General features: G+C 68.5%; 15 protein-coding genes. 8 read left to right on the forward strand and 7 right to left on the reverse strand.

The annotated features are described in order from the left end of the window. Positions 1–18 precede the first annotated feature (18 nt). Together NMI01S_RS11190 and NMI01S_RS11195 are read left to right on the forward strand one after the other, a co-directional pair. Complete coding sequence (locus tag NMI01S_RS11190; RefSeq protein ID WP_062996447.1) at positions 19–456, forward strand: cupin domain-containing protein; 438 nt, start codon at positions 19–21, stop codon at positions 454–456. Then, positions 453–1,310: an aldo/keto reductase gene (locus NMI01S_RS11195; protein ID WP_062996282.1), complete on the forward strand. Its 858-nt coding sequence runs from the start codon at positions 453–455 to the stop codon at positions 1,308–1,310. Before NMI01S_RS11190 ends, NMI01S_RS11195 begins: the two co-directional genes overlap by 4 nt. 23 nt (positions 1,311–1,333) lie before the next feature. On the opposite strand, the gene NMI01S_RS11200 is transcribed toward NMI01S_RS11195, so the two are convergent. The 5 genes from NMI01S_RS11200 to NMI01S_RS11220 form a co-directional block, all read right to left on the reverse strand. Beyond that, the gene (locus tag NMI01S_RS11200) at positions 1,334–2,662 is read right to left on the reverse strand and encodes a pyridoxal-phosphate dependent enzyme (RefSeq protein ID WP_062996284.1); all 1,329 of its coding nucleotides are present in this window, start codon (positions 2,660–2,662) and stop codon (positions 1,334–1,336) included. Continuing rightward, positions 2,662–4,110: a type III PLP-dependent enzyme domain-containing protein gene (locus NMI01S_RS11205; RefSeq protein ID WP_062996287.1), complete on the reverse strand. Its 1,449-nt coding sequence runs from the start codon at positions 4,108–4,110 to the stop codon at positions 2,662–2,664. The genes NMI01S_RS11200 and NMI01S_RS11205 overlap by 1 nt, the downstream gene beginning before the upstream one ends. Continuing rightward, a complete protein-coding gene (locus NMI01S_RS11210) occupies positions 4,107–5,408 on the reverse strand; it encodes a heavy-metal-associated domain-containing protein (protein ID WP_245716814.1) in 1,302 nt (433 codons plus the stop codon). Before NMI01S_RS11210 ends, NMI01S_RS11205 begins: the two co-directional genes overlap by 4 nt. Continuing rightward, a complete protein-coding gene (locus NMI01S_RS11215) occupies positions 5,405–6,838 on the reverse strand; it encodes an aminotransferase class V-fold PLP-dependent enzyme (RefSeq protein WP_245716815.1) in 1,434 nt (477 codons plus the stop codon). The genes NMI01S_RS11210 and NMI01S_RS11215 overlap by 4 nt, the downstream gene beginning before the upstream one ends. A 105-nt stretch (positions 6,839–6,943) precedes the next feature. Next, positions 6,944–7,486: a DUF2599 domain-containing protein gene (locus NMI01S_RS11220; protein ID WP_062996289.1), complete on the reverse strand. Its 543-nt coding sequence runs from the start codon at positions 7,484–7,486 to the stop codon at positions 6,944–6,946. Positions 7,487–7,618: 132 nt separating this feature from the next. Between NMI01S_RS11220 and NMI01S_RS11225 the strand changes: the two genes are divergently transcribed. Together NMI01S_RS11225 and NMI01S_RS11230 are read left to right on the forward strand one after the other, a co-directional pair. Further along, a complete protein-coding gene (locus NMI01S_RS11225) occupies positions 7,619–8,707 on the forward strand; it encodes a TerD family protein (RefSeq protein WP_062996291.1) in 1,089 nt (362 codons plus the stop codon). Positions 8,708–8,906: 199 nt separating this feature from the next. Then, positions 8,907–9,386 carry an HAD-IIIC family phosphatase gene (locus NMI01S_RS11230; protein ID WP_036501131.1) on the forward strand — a complete coding sequence of 160 codons (480 nt, stop codon included), beginning with the start codon at positions 8,907–8,909 and terminating at the stop codon, positions 9,384–9,386. 57 nt (positions 9,387–9,443) lie between these two features. Here the strand turns inward: NMI01S_RS11230 and NMI01S_RS11235 are convergent, their stop codons facing one another. Next, complete coding sequence (locus NMI01S_RS11235) at positions 9,444–11,159, reverse strand: GMC oxidoreductase (RefSeq protein WP_062996294.1); 1,716 nt, start codon at positions 11,157–11,159, stop codon at positions 9,444–9,446. A 302-nt stretch (positions 11,160–11,461) separates the two neighbouring features. Between NMI01S_RS11235 and NMI01S_RS11240 the strand changes: the two genes are divergently transcribed. The 4 genes from NMI01S_RS11240 to NMI01S_RS11255 all read left to right on the forward strand — a co-directional run bounded on the left by NMI01S_RS11240 (position 11,462) and on the right by NMI01S_RS11255 (position 16,163). Continuing rightward, positions 11,462–12,169 carry a TetR/AcrR family transcriptional regulator gene (locus NMI01S_RS11240; protein WP_062996297.1) on the forward strand — a complete coding sequence of 236 codons (708 nt, stop codon included), beginning with the start codon at positions 11,462–11,464 and terminating at the stop codon, positions 12,167–12,169. 486 nt (positions 12,170–12,655) lie between these two features. Then, positions 12,656–14,260 carry an LCP family protein gene (locus NMI01S_RS11245; protein WP_062996453.1) on the forward strand — a complete coding sequence of 535 codons (1,605 nt, stop codon included), beginning with the start codon at positions 12,656–12,658 and terminating at the stop codon, positions 14,258–14,260. 33 nt (positions 14,261–14,293) lie between these two features. Beyond that, the gene (gene lexA, locus NMI01S_RS11250) at positions 14,294–14,950 is read left to right on the forward strand and encodes a transcriptional repressor LexA (protein ID WP_062996299.1); all 657 of its coding nucleotides are present in this window, start codon (positions 14,294–14,296) and stop codon (positions 14,948–14,950) included. Between the two features lie 178 nt (positions 14,951–15,128). Then, on the forward strand, positions 15,129–16,163 hold the full coding sequence (locus NMI01S_RS11255; protein ID WP_062996302.1) for an alpha/beta hydrolase: 1,035 nt from the start codon (positions 15,129–15,131) through the stop codon (positions 16,161–16,163). A gap of 57 nt (positions 16,164–16,220) precedes the next feature. Here NMI01S_RS11255 and NMI01S_RS11260 read toward each other — a convergent pair whose 3' ends face one another. Next, on the reverse strand, positions 16,221–17,579 hold the full coding sequence (locus NMI01S_RS11260) for a family 1 glycosylhydrolase (protein ID WP_062996304.1): 1,359 nt from the start codon (positions 17,577–17,579) through the stop codon (positions 16,221–16,223). Positions 17,580–17,627 lie beyond the last annotated feature (48 nt).

A 17,627-nucleotide genomic window follows, 5' to 3' on the forward strand; every position in this document is an offset into this window, starting at 1 on the left:
AACAGAACAGGAGACACCGTGAGCGACAACGGATTCGACCAGATTTTCCCGCTCGGGGAGCCCAATGACGCCTTCGCGCAGTACTTCATCGGCCAGAGCTACAACGCTCCGCTGACCGGTGGGAGCGTTCCCGTCGCCAACATCACCTTCGAGCCCGGCTGCCGTAACAACTGGCACATCCATCACGGCACCGAAGGCGGCGGCGACCAGATCCTGCTGTGCACGGCAGGCTCTGGCTGGTACCAGGCCGACGGCGAGGAACCGGTCGGTATGGAGCCGGGAACGACGATCCGCGTTCCGGCGGGCACCAAGCACTGGCACGGGGCGAAGGCCGACTCGTGGTTCTCCCACCTCGCCTTCATCACCCCGGGCGAGAACGTCAGCAACGAATGGCTCGAACCGGTCACCGACGAGGTGTACGGCGAGCTGCCGAACAAGAACGGAGACAACGCATGACCATCCTGAACGAGACCTATACCCTGTCCAACGGTGTCGAGATCCCGAAGCTGGGCTTGGGCACCTGGTTCATCGACGACGACTCCGCCGCCGACGCCGTCGAGGCGGCGGTCGAGATCGGCTACCGCAACATCGACACCGCGCAGGCCTACGGCAACGAGCGCGGCGTCGGCGAAGGGGTCCGTGGCAGCGGCATCGCGCGGGAGGACCTGTTCGTGTCCACCAAGCTCGCCGCCGAGATCAAGGACTACGACCGAGCGGTCGCCGCGATCGACGCGTCGCTGGCCACGCTGGGCCTGGACCACGTCGATCTCATGCTGATCCACAGTCCCCAGCCGTGGGACGATTTCCGTGGCGGGGACTACGCCGAGGGCAACCGCGAAGCATGGCGTGCGCTCGAAAACGCCTACCAGGCCGGCAAACTTCGCTCGATCGGCGTCTCCAACTTCGAGCAGGCAGACCTCGACAACATCCTCTCGTCCTGCACCGTCACCCCGCAGGTGAACCAGCTGCTCGTCCACGCGGGTAACACGCCCACTGAACTGATCGCCTACTGCGAGGACCACAACATCCTCGTCGAGGCGTACTCACCCATCGCCCATGGAGAAATCCTGAACAATCCCGACGTCGCGGCGATGGCCGATCGGTACGGGGTGAGCATTCCACAGCTGTGCATCCGCTACACCCTGCAACTGGGAACCGTCTCACTGCCCAAGACCGCCAACCCCGACCACATGCGCAGCAACGCCCAACTCGACTTCGAGATCACCGACCGCGACATGAACGCCCTTCGCGAGTTGCGCGCCCGCGACTACGGCGAGCACAGCGTCTTCCCCGTCTACAGCGGCAAGTGACACACGCGATAATTACCCCGGGTTCAGATCGCCGGCGGCGCCGCAGTTTCCAGGTCGAACCCGGCGTCGCGCCAGGCGACGATGCCGCCCGCGAGGCTGGCCGCATCGTATCCGGAGCGGGCAGCCCGGGCGGCGAAGCGGCGCGACAGGTCACCCACGGGGCAGACGAAAACCAGTGGGCGCGAGCGGGAGAACGGCACGCCGTGGGCGAACATGTCGTCGAGCTGGTCGTCGCGAATGTTGATCGCGCCCGGGATGTGCCCGATCCGGTAGGCCATCGCACCGCGGGTGTCGACGATCGTCGGGCGGCCGGTGGCGTCGAGTTCGCGCAATTCGCCCGGGGACAGTTCGCGCACGGAGTCCAGTTCCGCGTCGGTGGGTGCGGGCACCGCGGAACCCGTGCGGCCGAACAGGTCCGGGCGCCGCTTCTTGATGTAGGACAGATACGGTTCGATGCGGTCGCACACGATCAGCACCGCCACGACCGGATTCGGTCGCGGCGGCAGGTCGCGCAACACCTGCAGCGCGGCGGCGTATCCCGCGCCGCTGGTGGGGCCGGCGAGAATGCCGTAGCCGGTGGCCAATTCGAGGGTGGCCTCGATCGCCCGGGCCGCATCGATCGTCACGATCCGGTCGTAGAACTCCGGTTGGAACAACCCCACATCCCACATCTCGGTCTCCGACCGGATACCGGGAATGAAGTCGCCGCGTTGCGACACCACCGCGACCGTGCGCAGCTCGGGATGATGTTTGCGCAGATAGGTGGCGGTGCCGCGGGTGGATCCGGTGGTGCCGAGTCCGCCGATGAGGTAGTCGGCGCCCACGCCGGCGGCGGCCAGATCCTCGTGGATCTCGCGTCCGGTGCCGTGGTAGTGGGCGTCGATGTTCTTCTCGTTGGTGTACTGCGACGGATGATGGTAGGCGCCAGGGTTTTTCGCCATCGTCGTCTCGATCACCGAGTAGACGTCGTTGGGGGTGGTCGGATCGGGGCATTCCGACAGCCCCGGCAACTCCTCGATCCGCGTGCCGAACAGTTGCAGCAGATCGCGCACCTCGTCGACCTTGATGCGGTTGGTCACCGCGTGCAGGCCGACCCCGTGGCGGGCACCCAGCAGCCGCAGCGCCTTGGCGGTGTTGCCGCTGGAGGCTTCGATGAGTGTCTGCCCGCGGGCGGTGATCTCGTCGAGCTCGTCGCGGATCATGCCCCAGGCGACGCGGTCTTTCACCGAACCGAACGGGTTGTAGAACTCGAGTTTGGCATACAGTTCCACCCCGGGCAGCCGGTGCACGGCTGGATCCAGCCGCAACAGCGGAGTATCGCCGATCAGGTCGGTGATGTCGTCGTAGCGCATCACGACCTCCCGGGTCGGTAGTCGGCGTCGGGCACCACGTGGAAGCCGTCGTCGCGGTAATCGACGGCCAGTTTCGGCGGCAGCGGATGCATCGATGCGCGCGCTGCCGACAAATCCATGTGATAGGCGCCGGTATTCGGGAAAACCAGCAGATCACCGGGCTGCGGCAGGCGCGGCAACCACACCTTGTGATTGCTGATCAGATCACGTTCCAGGCACAGATGCCCGCCGATGTAGACCCCGACCGGACCGCCGGGATCGTCGGTGGCGCGATCTGCGGATTCGGGTCCGGGCAGCAGCAGCGGATCCACCATCACCTCCTGGTCGGCGGGCGTGATCGTGTCACGCCCGATGTCGACGGTCACCACGATGCTGCCGTCGGCCGCGCGCTTGACGAATTCCACGCCCGCCACGGTGATTCCGGCATGATCGGCCAGCGCCTTACCCGGTTCGCACCACAGTTCCAGCAGGTTGTCGGCGAGTACCCGCGCCAGCGGTTGCCCGCCGTGCGCGGGCAGCGGTGCGGCGAGCAGGTCGTCGAGCATCCGCGGCCCGGACATCGTGTTGGCGTATTTGTGGAAGATCGGGATGCCGTGGGCGCCGGCGTCGTCGACGGTGTATCCGAAGGTGTTGCCCGCCCAGCTCATCGGCTCGCCGCGCCCGATCAGCGATTCCCGCAGTGCCAGCGTGTAGTGGTCGAAGCGGTCGGCGTCGGCGGTGAACACCTGCCGGAACCCGCCGCCGATGTCGAGCACGGTGGGAGCGAGGCCGTGGGCGTAGGCGCGCTCGATCCAGTCCAGGCACGCCTCCACCGCGCGCACCCGTTCACCGATATCGCCGGAATCGAGATGAAAAGCGAAACCGCGCAAGTTGATTCGATCCCGGCACTGGGCCAGCAGCGTCAGTTGTTCGGCCACCTCGCCGGGGCCGATGCCGAACCTGCTCACCGCCACCTGCCCGCCGGGGCCGGGGAATCCGCTCAGCCGCAACAGCACCGGGATCGGTGCCGACGGGCCGGCCAGAGCCGTCAGCTCGCGTAGCTCCCACGGATTGTCCACGTTCACCGTCACACCGGTACCGGCGAGTGCGCTCAGCAACCGCCTGCCCTTCGGCCCGGTCACCTCGATATCGCCGGGCGCGAATCCCACGTCGCGGGCCGCGGTGAGCTCCTGGGCGGAGGCCACGTCGACACCGATACCGGCTCGGTGCGCGGTCGCGAGCAGAGCTTGCGAATGGTTCACCTTGTGCGCGTAGCAGATTCGATGGCGCAGCCGATGCCGCACCGGGACGGCTCGAAGCTGTCGCAGATTGTCGAGGTAGACCTGCGGAAACAGCAGATGCGCCGGTGTGCCGAACCGGTCGACGGCCGCGGTGAGCGCGCGCGGGCAGCCGAGATAGGCGCGAACCAGGGGATGCAGCAGCGCCGGTAACGCGGGCGGTGCGCTCATTCGCCCGGGCCCGGGGCCGCGAGGGTGGGGTTGTAACCGCTGTCGCGCAGCGCTTCGAAGGCTCGGTGCCGGTTGCGTGCGCTGCGGAATTCGGCGCGCACCCTTTTGCTGATCAGATCGATCTCGTGCACCGCGATCTGCATCGATTCCAGCACACCGCCGATGGTGCGCACACAGTGTTTGCAATTCATATCCGGCACATAGAACAGATGGCCGGCCGTGCCCGCGAGATCGCCGGTGGCATCCGGTGTTTCGATGAGGTCGAGTCCGGAGACCGTATGAGTGAACAGGTCCACGAACCGATCGACCACCTCGGGCAGCAGACTGTAGTGTTCGCCGTCGACGCGATGTGGCATCGCCGCCAGGCACGACGGGCGCGCCCCCGGTGCAAGCAGCGCGTATTGGCGTGAGATCAGGTCGAGTTCGTCGTGATATCTGCCGATGGCCGCCTCCACCGACAGGCCCTCCTCGTTCGTTGCGCGCAGCATCACGGTGTGGGCGTCGTGGATGGTGGCGTCCTTCATCGCGCGCAGGGTGGCGATCGTGTCGGCGGTGTAGCGGACAGTGCCGTCGGGCTGGGTGTCGAAGGCGGCCGCGATCATGCCGCGCCGATAGGTGGAGGCCTGCTGCTCCCAGTACCAGCGGGTGGCGACCGCGGCGAAGATGCCGGAATCGCGCAGCCCACAGGCAAATTCGGTGGCGGTCCGATACGGTGTGGACTCGGCCAGCAGTGCGTGCTGTGCCAGCGCGCGGCCGGTGGCTTCGATACCGACGCGGAAGATGTCGATCGGATCCTGATCGGTGGTGGTCGCGCCCAATACCGCGCGGTCGTGCGGGGTGAGCGCCGCGATTCGTTCGGCGAGTGCAGTATCTGCTTCGAGGCTGTGCCACAGGGCGAGCACGGTTTCGCGGACCGCCACCGGCACGATCGGCCCGAGCCCGCCGGTGCGGACGTGGCCGGTGTTGGGGATGCCGTCGCTGTCGGTCCACACCACCCGATGAGTGGCGCTGGTGACCTGATCGGCGCGGCACGGACGCATGAACGACTCCAGATACAGCCGCTGCGACAACGTCAGATGGCTGCCCGGTTCGGGCCGCAACGGTGTGCGGGTGACCGCGACGGTGCGCGCCGGGGTGGGTGTGGCGGCGGTGAACAGGCCGGGGCGGGCCAGTTCTGCGAGGATCCGGGACGCGGTGCGGCGATCGTAATCCGATGCGCTGCCCACGGTGGCGCCGGGGTCCGGGCCGGGATCGGCGGTGGAGACGGCGGTTGCGGCGGATTCGCGGCGTGTGGTCATCGGACCTCCGTGGCGATGGTGGTGAGGCAACCGAGGAACCGGTCGATCTCCTCGGCCGTGGTGTAGACATGGGTACTCACTCGCACCGAATCGGCTTCGGCCGCAACCAGTTCGGCGTGCTCGTCGGCGGTGTCGGAGGGGATGCAGTGCGCGCCGGTGCGAACGAGGAAACCCAGTTCCGAGAGCACGAAGCCGAGGTCGGTGGCGGTGACGCCGTCGAGGGTGAACGACACGATGCCGTATCCGGTGTCGCACGGGGCGTGTGCGGGGCCGGGCAGCAGGCGCAGTCCGGGTAGTGCGCGCATGCCGTCGACGAGCCGGCGGGTCAGCATCCGGTTGTGCTGTTCGACGGTGTCGATGCCGATCGCGTCGAGTACTCGCAGGGCCGCGCCGAGCGCCAGGATGCCCGGGATGTTGTGGGTTCCGCCTTCCAGGCGATGCGGCATCGGCTCCGGCAGCAACGCCGAATCCCGCACGCTCACACCGGAATTGCCACCCGGCAGGAACGGGCCCAGCTGGTCGTGGAGGCGGCGGTGGCAGAACAGCACCCCTGTGCCGGGTGCGGCGAACATCTTGTGCGCCGACAGCACCGCGAAATCCGCGCCCAGCTCGCGCACGTCGACCGGGATGTGCCCGCCGCTCTGGCTGCAATCGAAACACACCGCCACCCGGGGGTCGAGGCGGCCGCGCAACTCCTCGAGGGTGTTGCGGGCACCGTAGACGTGGTGGAGGTGGCTGACGGTCAGCAGCCGGGTGCGCGGGCCGAGTTTGGCGGTGATGTCGTCGATATCGGCCTCGCCCAGAGCGGTGGTCCGGTAGGGGACCAGCCGCACCCGGCGGCCGAAATGAGCCAGCGTGGCCCGCAACTGCAGCCACGGATACACGTTGGAGGCGTGATCGCGTGGGCTGTAGAGGATTTCGTCGCCGTCGGCGAGGGTGGTCAGACCCCAGGCGAGGGCGACCGCGTTGAGTCCGGCCGTCGCGCCCGCGGTGAACACCACCTCGTCGGGTTCGGCGTGCAGGAAGCGGGCGGTATCGGCGCGGACCTGTTCGATCGCGCGGGTCAGCGTCGTCGCCCACGGATAGGTGCCGCGTCCGGAGTTGGCGGTGCGGTGGCGGTGATAGCCCTCGATCGCCTCGATCACCGGCAGCGGTTTCTGAGTGGTTGCGGCGCTGTCCAGATAGACGGGGCCGTCGTCGGTGAGCGCGGGGAAGAGGTCGCGAACCGCTCCCAGCTCGCGCACCGCAGCGGTCTCGGTGTGCGCCGGGCCGGAAGGTTCGCACGCCCGCGACGCGGGGATCCGGGCGGTGATGTGCGCGGGAGTGTGCGCGGAGGCCGGGGCGCTCGCCGGGTGGGCGTGCGCGGGCCGAGGGGTCGGCGACCGCAACGTGACGCTCCCTTCGGCTCGTACGCTGGCGACCGTATCCACGATACCTATCCCCGCGGTGACCTTCGAACCCGGTCGCGGACAACGCATTTCACCGGTCGATCGTCCAGGAGCGTGGAACGTGGTCGGAGCGGGCGAGTTTCGCGGTCAGTTTCCGGCCGGATCGGGGCCGCCGGGATTGCACATCGCCTGGACGGTGGCCTGGTAGCCGACGGCCGGGCGCCACGGCTCCAGATTCCAGCTCGGCTTGTTCGGTGCGACCATCCGCGCCCACACCCAATGGCAGTGGAACTGGTCGTACATGCCCGGCGAATCGGCGTCGGGGGAGTCGGCGAGCACCTCCGACCAGGCGCGGTCCAGTGCGGCGGGGAATTGGTCGGCGCGGCCGGCGGCGGTCGGGTAGACGTGCAGGCGCCGGCCGTCGGGGTCATCGGTCCATTCGGTGTGATCGATCAGCGGGCTGTCGGCGAAGGGATCGGCGGCGGGTTCGGTGGTCGGCGCGCCGCCGGTCGGGCCGGTCGGCGCCGCGGAGGTGAGCGTGGCGGGCGTGGTGGTTGCGGGCGTGGCGGATTCGGTGATCGCGGAGTCGTCGCTGCCGCATCCGGCGGCCGCGAGTACGGCCGAGACCACCGCGGCCGCCGTGACCCATCGCGGCCCGTGACCGGGTGCCCGTCGCGCCCGCGACCTCATTCGCGTCCCTTTCGACGTCGCGATCCACCGTCGCCGCTCACGCTACCCGCCGCGCCCGGCCGTACCGGAATCGGCGGGGCGGGTGCGCCCGTGTTGCCCGGATACCGCCGGGAGTCGACGTAGAGTGGGAGGGTGGCCGCTCAGTTGACCAAGGGACAGGTGGACCGTCTGACCCACGACGAGGTCGTCGTATCCGTCCGGCACAGCGAACCCGTCGATGTTTCGGCGCTGCTGCTGAATTCGGCCGGCAGGGTCCGTGACGAAACCGATCTGATCTTCTACAACCAGCCCGCCGCGCACGGGGTGCGCCTGGCCTCCGGGCGGCCGGAGCTGTCGATCGGATTGCGTTCGCTCCCACCGGAAATCGAGCATGTGCGGATCGTGGCCTCGCTCGAGGAGCAACAGGATCGTTTCGGTGACTACGCGCCGCCGCAGCTGGTCGTGGCCGATCCGAGCGGAAATGCGGTGTACGAGTACACCGTCGAGGGCCTCGGCGAGGAACCGGCGGTGATCGTCGCCGATCTGGACCGGGTCGGCAGCACCTGGCAGGTGCGCCCGCTCGGGCACGGATTCCCGGCCGGATTCGCGGCGCTGGTGACCGCGCACGGTGTCTCGGTGGGCGGCGGGGCCGACGAGTTGCCCTATCGCGGCCCGGCGGTGCTGGCGCCCGGCCAGGAGGTCGCGCTCAACCAGATTCGCAAGGGTGAGCTGTCGATGGTGAAGATGGGTGTCGGGTGGGATCCGATGAAGGTGCACGGCCCGCGCGGGCTGCGCGCCCTCGAGATCGACCTGGACGCCTCGGCGCTGCTGTTCGTCGGCCAGACGCTCGTGGATGTGGCGTTCTATCAGCAGCTTTCCTCCCGCGACGGCGCGGTGCGCCACTCCGGGGACAACCTGACCGGTGACGGCAAGGGTGACGACGAGGTCATCACCGTGGACCTGGCCCGGCTACCGGCGCAGGTGACGTCGGTGGTCTTCGTGGTCACCTCGTATGCCGGGCATACCTTCGAACGGATCCGAAACGGCTACTGGCGCATGATCGACGGTTCCTCGACCGCCGAGCTGGCGCGGGGCAATCTGCGCGGCGGCGGCCCGCACACCGGCATGGTGGTGGCGAAGGTGTATCGCGACGGCGGCCTGTGGCGGGTGGCCTCGATCGGTGCCCCGATCCAGGCCGGGCATCCGGTGGAGGCCGTCCCGCTGGTGATACCGACGCTGTGAGCCGAGGCCGCGAGCCAGTGGTTTGCCAGGGCTGGTGTGCGCGGCCCCGCATCCCTACTATGACCTCTCGCGGGACCGGCCCAGGAAAGCGGGGGCTTGTCCGGCACAATCGGTACCTGGATGGTGGCGGTGTACCCATCGGCCGTGCCCGCGGGCGTGGCCGACGTGGGTGTTGAGGAGAGTGGACCGTAGGGGCGAGATGACAGCACCGGCAGTGAAATGTCTTGTCTGGGAACTGGACAACACCATGTGGGACGGTGTGGTCTGCGATTCGACCAGTGGTGCGCTGCGCCCGGACGCGGTGCGGGCGCTGCACACCCTGACCGGCCGGGGTGTGATGCACGCCGTGGCCAGCCGGGGCGAATGGTCCTGGACGACCGACAAATTGGAACGTCACGGCCTGCACGGGCTGTTCGCCGCCGTCGAGGTCGGGTGGGGCCGCAAATCGGCGGCGATCACGCGGATCGCGGCCCAGTTGCGGATCGAGCTCGACGCGATCGGCTATATCGATGCCGAGGCGATGGAACGCAGCGAGGTCGCCCACGCGCTGCCGCAGGTGCGCTGCTATGCCGGGCGGCACGTCGACGTGCTCGCCGCGCTGCAGGAATTCCGGGCTCCGCTCACCTCCGCGCCGCCGCCGACCTCGCCGATGGGTTTCGCCCACATCTCCGCGAACTGATCCGGCCGCCGCGGCGAGGTATCGCCACGGCGGCCGGATCGAGGGCGCGCGGATGAATCAGGCGCTGTCGCGAGTGATTTCGACGATCGGCAACACCAAGGCCGCCGGCGCCGAGGCCGGAACCACCGGCTGGCGCGGCGCGACCGGGGAAATGCGCTGGTAAGGGCTGTCCTGCGGGGGGCGGGTGTCGTTTTCGCCCTTGTTCGGCCACAGTGCGGCCGCGCGTTCGGCCTGCGCGGTGATGGTCAGCGACGGGTTCACACCCAGGTTCGCCGACACCGCCGCGCCGTCGACGACACTGAGCGTCGGATAGCCGTAGACGCGATGGTAGGGGTCGATGACACCGTGTTCGGGGTCGGCGCCGATCACCGCACCGCCCAGGAAGTGGGCGGTCAGGGGGATGTTGAACACCTCGCCCCAGGTGCCGCCCGCGGTGCCGCCGATCTTCTCCGCCACGCGGCGGGTCACATCGTTACCGGCGGGGATCCAGGTCGGATTCGGTTCGCCGTGGCCCTGTTTGGAGGTCAGCTTGCGGCCGAACACGCCCCGCTTGGTGTAGGTGGTGATGGAGTTGTCCAGATGCTGCATCACCAGCGAGATGACCGTGCGTTCGCTCCAGTTGCGCACGCTGAGCATGCGCAGCAGGGTCAGCGGATGGCGCAGCACTTCCAGCAGGAAACGCAGCCAGCGCGGGATCCGGCCGCCGCCGTCGACCATCAGCGTCTGCAGCAGCCCCATCGAATTGGATCCCTTGCCGTAGCGGACCGGTTCGATGTGGGTGTCGGGGGTGGGGTGGATGGAGGAGGTGATCGCGACACCGCGGGTGAAGTCGCGGTCGGGATCCACGGTCGGGGTCGCCGCGCCGAGAATGGATTCGGAGTTGGTGCGGGTCAGCTCGCCCAGCCGCGGCGACAGTTGCGGCAGAATTCCCTTGTCGCGCATGTCGAACAGCAGCTTCTGGGTGCCGCGAGTGCCGGCGGCGAGGACGACGTGCCCGGCGGTGTAGGAAGCCGGTGAGCGTCGGATCTTCGCCCCGGTGCGGCGGGTGTCGACCTGCCAGCTGCCCTCGGGCAGCGGCCGCACCGCGGTGACGGTGGTCAGTGGCAGCACCTGCGCTCCGGCCTGCTCGGCCAGATACAGGTAGTTCTTCACCAGGGTGTTCTTGGCGCCGTGGCGGCAGCCGGTCATGCATTCGCCGCATTCCAGGCAGCCGGTGCGCTGCGGGCCGACACCGCCGAAATACGGGTCGGCCACGGTCTTGCCGGGCTCGCCGAAGAACACACCGACCGGGGTCTGCACGAAGGTGTCACCGACGCCCATGTCGTCGGCGACCTGTTTGAACACCTCGTCGGCGGGGGTGATGTGCGGGTTGCGCACCACGCCCAGCATTTTGGTGGCCTGCTCGTAGTAGGGGGTCAGCTCGGCGCGCCAATCGGTGATGTCGCGCCACTGGCTGTCCTGGAAGAACGGCTCCGGCGGGACGTAGAGGGTGTTGGCGTAGTTGAGCGAGCCGCCGCCGACGCCCGCGCCGCCGAGGATCAGCACATCGCGCAGCAGGTGGATGCGCTGGATGCCGTAGCAGCCCAGCGCGGGCGCCCACAGGAATTTGCGCAGGTCCCAACTGGTTTCGGGGAGTTCGTCGTCGGCGAAGCGGCGACCTGCTTCGACAATGCCGACCCGGTAGCCCTTTTCGACCAGGCGCAGCGCGGTGACGCTGCCGCCGAATCCGGAGCCGACGATCAGGACGTCGAAATCGGTGTCGTGTGCGGTCATGGCCGCTCCTGCGAGGTGCGGGCCACCCGCAACCGGTCGGCCCCGGGAACGGGCTGCGCATGGTGTCTCATCGGGCCTCCGTGAGTGTGTGTCGCCGGTGACGAATATCAACGCTACTACCGAGTCATTTAGATGTGTCTTTCGGTACCTCTAAATGCCTTCATGCCTGGTCGGCGCGCCGCTCGTGCTCATTACCGGCGGGTAACAGTAATCTGCCTCACGGTCCGTGACAAGGGTGACCGGAATCGCCAGATCGCCGATCACTCTGGTAAGCACCGCTCTCTATATGGCAGGCTGGGAGTATGAGCACACCCCGATCCCGCGCCCGGGCCCGCACGATGGACGAGATCGTGCGCATCGGCCGTGAACATCTCGCGGTGCACGGCGCCGCGGCGCTATCGCTGCGCGCTGTCGCCCGCGATCTCGGCGTGGTCTCCTCGGCGGTGTACCGCTACGTGCGCAGCCGCGACGAACTGCTGACCATGCTCGTCGTCGACGGCTACACCGAACTGGCCGACGCCGTGGACGCCGCCTTGGCCGCCGCTCCCGCCGGCGGCGCCACCAGGCTGCGGGTACTGGCCCACGCCGTGCGCGACTGGGCGCTGGCCGAACCGGCCCGCTACGGCCTGCTGTTCGGTACCCCCGTCCCCGGCTACGACGCACCCGCCCAGGAGACCACCGCCCCCGGCACCCGGGTGATCGGATCCCTGCTGACCATCATCGAAACCGCCTGCCGCACGGGCGAACTCGCGGCCCCGGATCCCGTCCCGGCGGCCCCGGCCGAACTGGCCGCCGACATCGAACGCATCCGCGCCGAATTCGGGCTGGAAATGCCGGACTGGGCGATGGCGCGCACCCTGACGGTGTGGACGGGCCTGTTCGGAGCGGTCAGCTTCGACGTCTTCGACATGTACGGCGCGCAGACCTTCACCGACCGCGCCCAGGTCTTCGACATCCACCTCGACAACCTGTGCGCGATTCTCGGATTCCCCGCTGCCGCAGCGGACTAGCCTGCGCGGCGGGTAGGCATTCGTGGCCGTCATCGTGCAGGATGTCACAACCCGATAAAGCTCATTCTCAGCTTTCCCATACCCGGGAATGAAAGACTGAACGGCGAAATGAACGACGAAACCGAACCGATCCCGGTGGTGGATCCCCGCGGCGGCAGCGGCCGATCGCGGCACGCGCGGCCCGACGACGAGGCGCCGGCGGATCGGTCCGGTCGACATGGCCCGCGCACGGTCCGGGCGGGCACCCCGCCCTGGAGTCGCGGCATCGCCACACCCGCCGACCAGCGCGACAGCGAGCGCACCCGGCGAGCCACCCCACCCCCCGCGCAACGTCCGGCACGACGTGAACAGCCCGACGCCGCCCCTGCCGAACCGAGCGCCCGGCGTCGTCCCGCCCCCGCACAGCCACCCGCGGCCGAACGCGGCGACACCGAGCCGCGCCGCCGCGTCACCCGCACCGCGGCGGCCGTCGCGACCGCGGAGACCATGGACGCCGAAGGCGCAGCGCCACCGCCGAACCGGAGGGCCCGCCGCGCCCGCACCGCACCGCCGCCGCGCCCGAATCGGGGCGGGCGGGCCGTGCGGGTCGGTGGTCGCCTGCTGGCCGCGGTGACGGCCGTGGTCGTGGTCAGCGGGACCGGCCTGGCCTACTACACCGAACGCAGCGTCGATCAGGGCTTCACCCGCTCCAACGCGATCAGCGAGGCCGATGCGGCCGCGCTCGACGGCGATCTGAACATCCTGTTGATCGGCCTGGACACCCGCAAGGACCAGAACGGCAACGACCTGCCCAAGAACATCCTCGACCAGTTGCACGCCGGTGACGGCAGCGAAGGTGGCTACAACGCCAATTCGCTGATCCTGGTTCACATTCCGAAGGATCTGAAGAAGGTCACCGCCTTCTCCATCCCGCGCGACGACTACGTCTCGGTCTCGGGCATCCCCGGCTACGACCACGCCAAGATCAAGGAAGCCTACGGGCTGAAAAAGGCCTCGGTGGAACAGAAGCTGGAGAACCAGGGCGTCAAGGACAAGGTCGAACTCGAACGCCAGGGCCGTGAGGCCGGGCGCGAATCGATCGTGCAGACGGTCAAACAGCTCACCGGGGTGCCGATCAACCGATTCGCCGAGATCTCGCTGGTCGGCTTCTACGATCTGGCCAACATCCTCGGCGGCGTCGACGTGTGTCTCAACCACGCCGTCGACGACGAGTACTACTCCGGTGCGGTGTTCCCCGCGGGCCGCCAGCATCTCGACGCCGCCAACGCGTTGTCGTTCGTGCGCCAGCGTCACGGCCTCGACAACGGCGACCTCGACCGCACCCACCGCCAGCAGGCATTCCTGACCTCGGTCGCCAAACAGCTCAAGGATTCGGGAACGCTGACCAATATCGGCAAACTGCAGGACTTGATCACCGCGGCGCAGAACGACATCGTGCTGTCCCAAGGCTGGAACCTGCTCGACTTCGCCCAGACCCTCGGCCGCGCCGGATCCATTCCGATCGAATTCCAGACCCTGCCGGTGAAGGCCTACGACACCGTCGACGGCCAGGACGTCAACATCGTCGACCCGGCCGCGATCAAGAAGACCGTGCGCACCGCCTTCGGGGTGGCCGAGCCGCAATCCAGCGCCCCGACCACCACCCCCACCAGCACCATCGACGTCGTCAACGCCGGCGGAGCCGGCGGAATGGCGGCCAAGGTGTCCACGGCGCTGGTGGACAAGGGCTTCCGCAAGGGCACCGTCGGCAACGCGACCTACAGCGACGGATCCAGTTCGGTCGTGTACTTCGGCTCCGGCGCCGACACCGACGCCACCCAGGCCGCCGACATGCTGGGCGGACTGCCCACGGCCGCATCGAAATCCCTCGATCCGGGGACGGTGAAGATCGTCATCGGCAGCGATTTCAGCATGCCCGACAGCCTCTCCTCCTCCGCGTCGACGGTGACCACCACCGATCCCACGACCGGGCTCACCACGACCACCAGCGGCGGCAGCTCGGCATCGACCACGGCCACCACCGACGACCGCCCCGACTCCGGAAAACCGGTCACCACCAGCATCGGATCCGACATACCCTGCGTGAACTGAGGCGCCGCCGCGGCGGCCGTCTACGATTCCCGGGTGACCGGATACGACGACGCATACGACCACCTCGACACCTCCCGGCTGCCCGAGCGGCAGCGGCGCATCCTCACCGTGATCCGGGATGCGGTGCAGCGCAACGGGTATGCGCCGTCGTCGCGGGAGATCGCGGCCGCTGTCGGACTGAAATCGGGCTCGTCGGTGTCGAAGCACCTGAAGGACCTCGAGGACAAGGGATTCCTGCGCCGCAGCGCCAGTGTCTCTCGGCCCATCGATGTGCGCCTGTTCCTCGCCCCTGCGGAAAGCCGTGGTGGCGAACAGGATTCGGTGACCGTGCCGGTGGTCGGCGATATCGCCGCCGGCACCCCGATCCTCGCCGAGGAACACACCGACGACCAGCTCACCCTGTCGCGGCAACTGGTCGGGCGCGGAACCGTGTTCGGGCTGCGGGTGCGCGGTGATTCGATGATCGACGCCGCTATCTGCGACGGCGACATCGTGGTCGTGCGTCAGCAACACGAGGCCCACTCCGGCGACATCGTGGCCGCCATGATCGACGACGAGGCCACCGTGAAGGTGTATCGCCGGCGCAACGGCCACGTCTACCTCGAACCCCGCAATCCGGCCTACGACGTCATCGACGGGGACCGCGCGGTCGTCCTCGGCAAGGTCGTGTCGGTGATGCGGCGAATGTGACGACCTGCTCGACGCGCCCGCCGGACCGATCGCCAAACGGTTGCCGCTGAATTAGTCTGCCCAGGCAGGGGAACCGCGCAAGACCGAACGGGATTCGGAGGTGCACGTGGCGAGCAGTAATCGGGCGGGCAGATTTGCGGGACGATACCGGGCGCGTCGACGCATCCGGGGCGCGACGGTGGCGGCCGCGGCGGTTCTGGCCGCGGTAGCGGCGAGCACGGCGGCAGGACCGGCCGCCGCCGCGGGCGATCCGGTCGTCGATTCCGGTGCGCCGCTGGCGCATCCGGTGTCCGCCGACGGATCGAAGATCGTCGGCTTCTCCGTCGTCGACGGCCGCAACGTCACCCTGCGGGTGTACTCCACGGCCATGGACAAACCGATCACGATCAATGTGCAGCGACCCGCCGACGCCTCCACACCGCGTCCCGTGCTGTACCTGCTCAACGGTGCCGGCGGCGGTGAGGACAGCGCCACCTGGGACAACAAGGCACCCGACGCGCTGAAGTTCCTCGCCGACAAGGACGTCAACGTCGTCCAGCCCGTCGGCGGCGCCTGGAGCTACTACACCGACTGGCGCGCGCCGGATCCGAAGCTGGGCGTCAACAAGTGGAAGACGTTCTTCACCGAGGAACTGCCGCCCATCATCGACGGCGCCCTGGGCACCAACGGCCTCAACGCCATCGCCGGGCTGTCCACCTCCGGCACCTCCGTGCTGCAGTTGCCGATCGCCGAACCCGGTCTGTACAAATCGGTGGCCGCCTACAGCGGGTGCGCCCAGATCAGCGACCCCGTGGGCTACACCGCGGTCAACCTCGCGGTCAACGTATGGGGCGGCGGCAACACCGTGAACATGTACGGGCCGCAGAACGATCCGATGTGGGCGGCCAACGATCCCTACGTGCACGCCGACCAGCTGCGCGGACTGAACCTGTTCATCTCCAGCGGATCCGGGCTGCCGGGGCAGTGGGACACCCTCAACGGGCCCTACACGCTGCCCGGACCGGGCGGACTGGCCAATCAGCTGGTCATCGGCGGCGTGATCGAAGCCGCGGTCAACTATTGCAGCCACAACCTGCAGGCCAAGCTCAACGATCTCGGTATTCCGGCGACCTACGACTTCACGCCCACCGGAACCCATTCCTGGGGCTACTGGCACGACGCGCTGATCCAATCGTGGCCGGTCCTCGCGGCCGGACTGCAACTTCCCGCCTGAGCAGCAACCGCCGGGTCCGGTCGTCCCCTACGGACTGCCGAACCCGGCGGCCGGCGATTACGGTGACGGCGTGGCAGCCGGATCCGCGCCGGGCAGCATCACCGGCTCGTCACAACTGGCGGGCGGATCGACCTGCGAACACGCGACCGGGGCGCGGGTGGGCCGGTAGTCGGCGGGCACCCCGCCCGCGCGGACGAGCGCCGTGAACGCCTCGACCGCGTCGGTGGGCCGGCGCACCAGCTCCGGATCCGAGGTGACATCGACGGTGTAGAGGCCGAAACGGGGTGTGTAGCTGCCCCATTCGTAATTGTCGGTGAGGCTCCAATAGTTGTAGCCGCGCACATCGATACCGTCGGCCTTGGCACGCTGAATCCAGTACACGGTGTCGCGCAGTTGATCGGCGCGGGTGTAACCGTCCGGGCGGGGCTTGCCGTCCTGCGTCGGCATCCCGTTCTCCACTACATACAGCGGCTTGCCGGGGAACTGGCGGGCGTAGCGGCGCAGCGCGTAGTAGACGCCCTCGGTCTGCAGCGGCAACTCCCACATCGCGGGCGCACCGGCCGAGGTCGCCGACGAACCGTCTGCGGCCGGGCTGGGGCCGAAGTAGTAGTCGACGCCGACGAAGTCGAGTTTGTCGCGCACCTGGTCGATATACGGCTGATTCACCTCGGTGTCGGCGCCGGGCACATAACCGATGTTGCTGGTGACCATCGCGTTCGGATAGGCGGCGTGGATATCGTCGTAGATCCGGTTGTGGGCCTGCGCGAGCCGGTCCATCGCCGCCGGCCACTCCTCGTGCGAGAGGGCGCCGATGCGGATCTCGGTGCCGAGATAGGCGGCCGGTTCGTTGACGGTGACCCAGATCGGATCGCGAGAACCGTAGCGCTGCACCACTTTCCGCGCATTCGCCAGCCAGTCGTCGACCATTCCCTGGTTGCGCCAGCCGCCGCGGTCGGCCGCCCAGCCCGGATACACCCAGTGGTCCAGGGTCAGCATCGGAGTCATACCCGCCGCGTAGACGGCGTCGACGATCCGGTCGTAGCCGGCGAACGCCTGGTCGTCCCATTCGTCGGGATGCGGCTGCACCCGGGCCCATTCGATACTCATCCGGAAGCTCTTCGCGCCCAGCTGCGCGGCGCGCTCGATATCGTCGGCGTAGGTATCGAGGAAGCGCACCGAATCCCGATACGGTTCGGCCGCGCCGGTCGCGATGTAGCGGGTCCAGTTGCTGTCGGGGGCACGGCCTTCGGTCTGGAACCCGGAGGTGGCCACCCCCCACACGAAGTCGTTGCCGAGGGGAGCGAGGGCCGACGCCGCCCGGCGGAGGGGGTCGGCGCCCGCGCGGCCTGGCAGCAGCAGCGCGGCTGCTGCCGCCAGGCCGGTGGCCAGCACCTGGCGGCGATTCGGCTCTCGCATCCAGCAATCGTAGCTGTGAGATTGCTGAATTCCGGTGTGCGCAAGAGC

Origin of the sequence: Nocardia mikamii NBRC 108933 (genome assembly GCF_001613505.1) — a bacterium.
GTDB classification, from domain to species: Bacteria; Actinomycetota; Actinomycetes; order Mycobacteriales; family Mycobacteriaceae; genus Nocardia; species Nocardia mikamii.

Excerpts from the sequence above, each read along its gene's own strand:
- NMI01S_RS11195 (WP_062996282.1), top strand. The coding sequence starts at position 453 with ATGACCATCCTGAACGAGACCTATACCCTGTCCAACGGTGTCGAGATC.
- NMI01S_RS11200 (WP_062996284.1), bottom strand. The coding sequence starts at position 2,662 with ATGCGCTACGACGACATCACCGACCTGATCGGCGATACTCCGCTGTTG.
- NMI01S_RS11205 (WP_062996287.1), bottom strand. The coding sequence starts at position 4,110 with ATGAGCGCACCGCCCGCGTTACCGGCGCTGCTGCATCCCCTGGTTCGC.
- NMI01S_RS11210 (WP_245716814.1), bottom strand. The coding sequence starts at position 5,408 with ATGACCACACGCCGCGAATCCGCCGCAACCGCCGTCTCCACCGCCGAT.
- NMI01S_RS11220 (WP_062996289.1), bottom strand. The coding sequence starts at position 7,486 with ATGAGGTCGCGGGCGCGACGGGCACCCGGTCACGGGCCGCGATGGGTC.
- NMI01S_RS11230 (WP_036501131.1), top strand. The coding sequence starts at position 8,907 with ATGACAGCACCGGCAGTGAAATGTCTTGTCTGGGAACTGGACAACACC.
- NMI01S_RS11235 (WP_062996294.1), bottom strand. The coding sequence starts at position 11,159 with ATGACCGCACACGACACCGATTTCGACGTCCTGATCGTCGGCTCCGGA.
- NMI01S_RS11240 (WP_062996297.1), top strand. The coding sequence starts at position 11,462 with ATGAGCACACCCCGATCCCGCGCCCGGGCCCGCACGATGGACGAGATC.
- NMI01S_RS11245 (WP_062996453.1), top strand. The coding sequence starts at position 12,656 with ATGGACGCCGAAGGCGCAGCGCCACCGCCGAACCGGAGGGCCCGCCGC.
- NMI01S_RS11260 (WP_062996304.1), bottom strand. The coding sequence starts at position 17,579 with ATGCGAGAGCCGAATCGCCGCCAGGTGCTGGCCACCGGCCTGGCGGCA.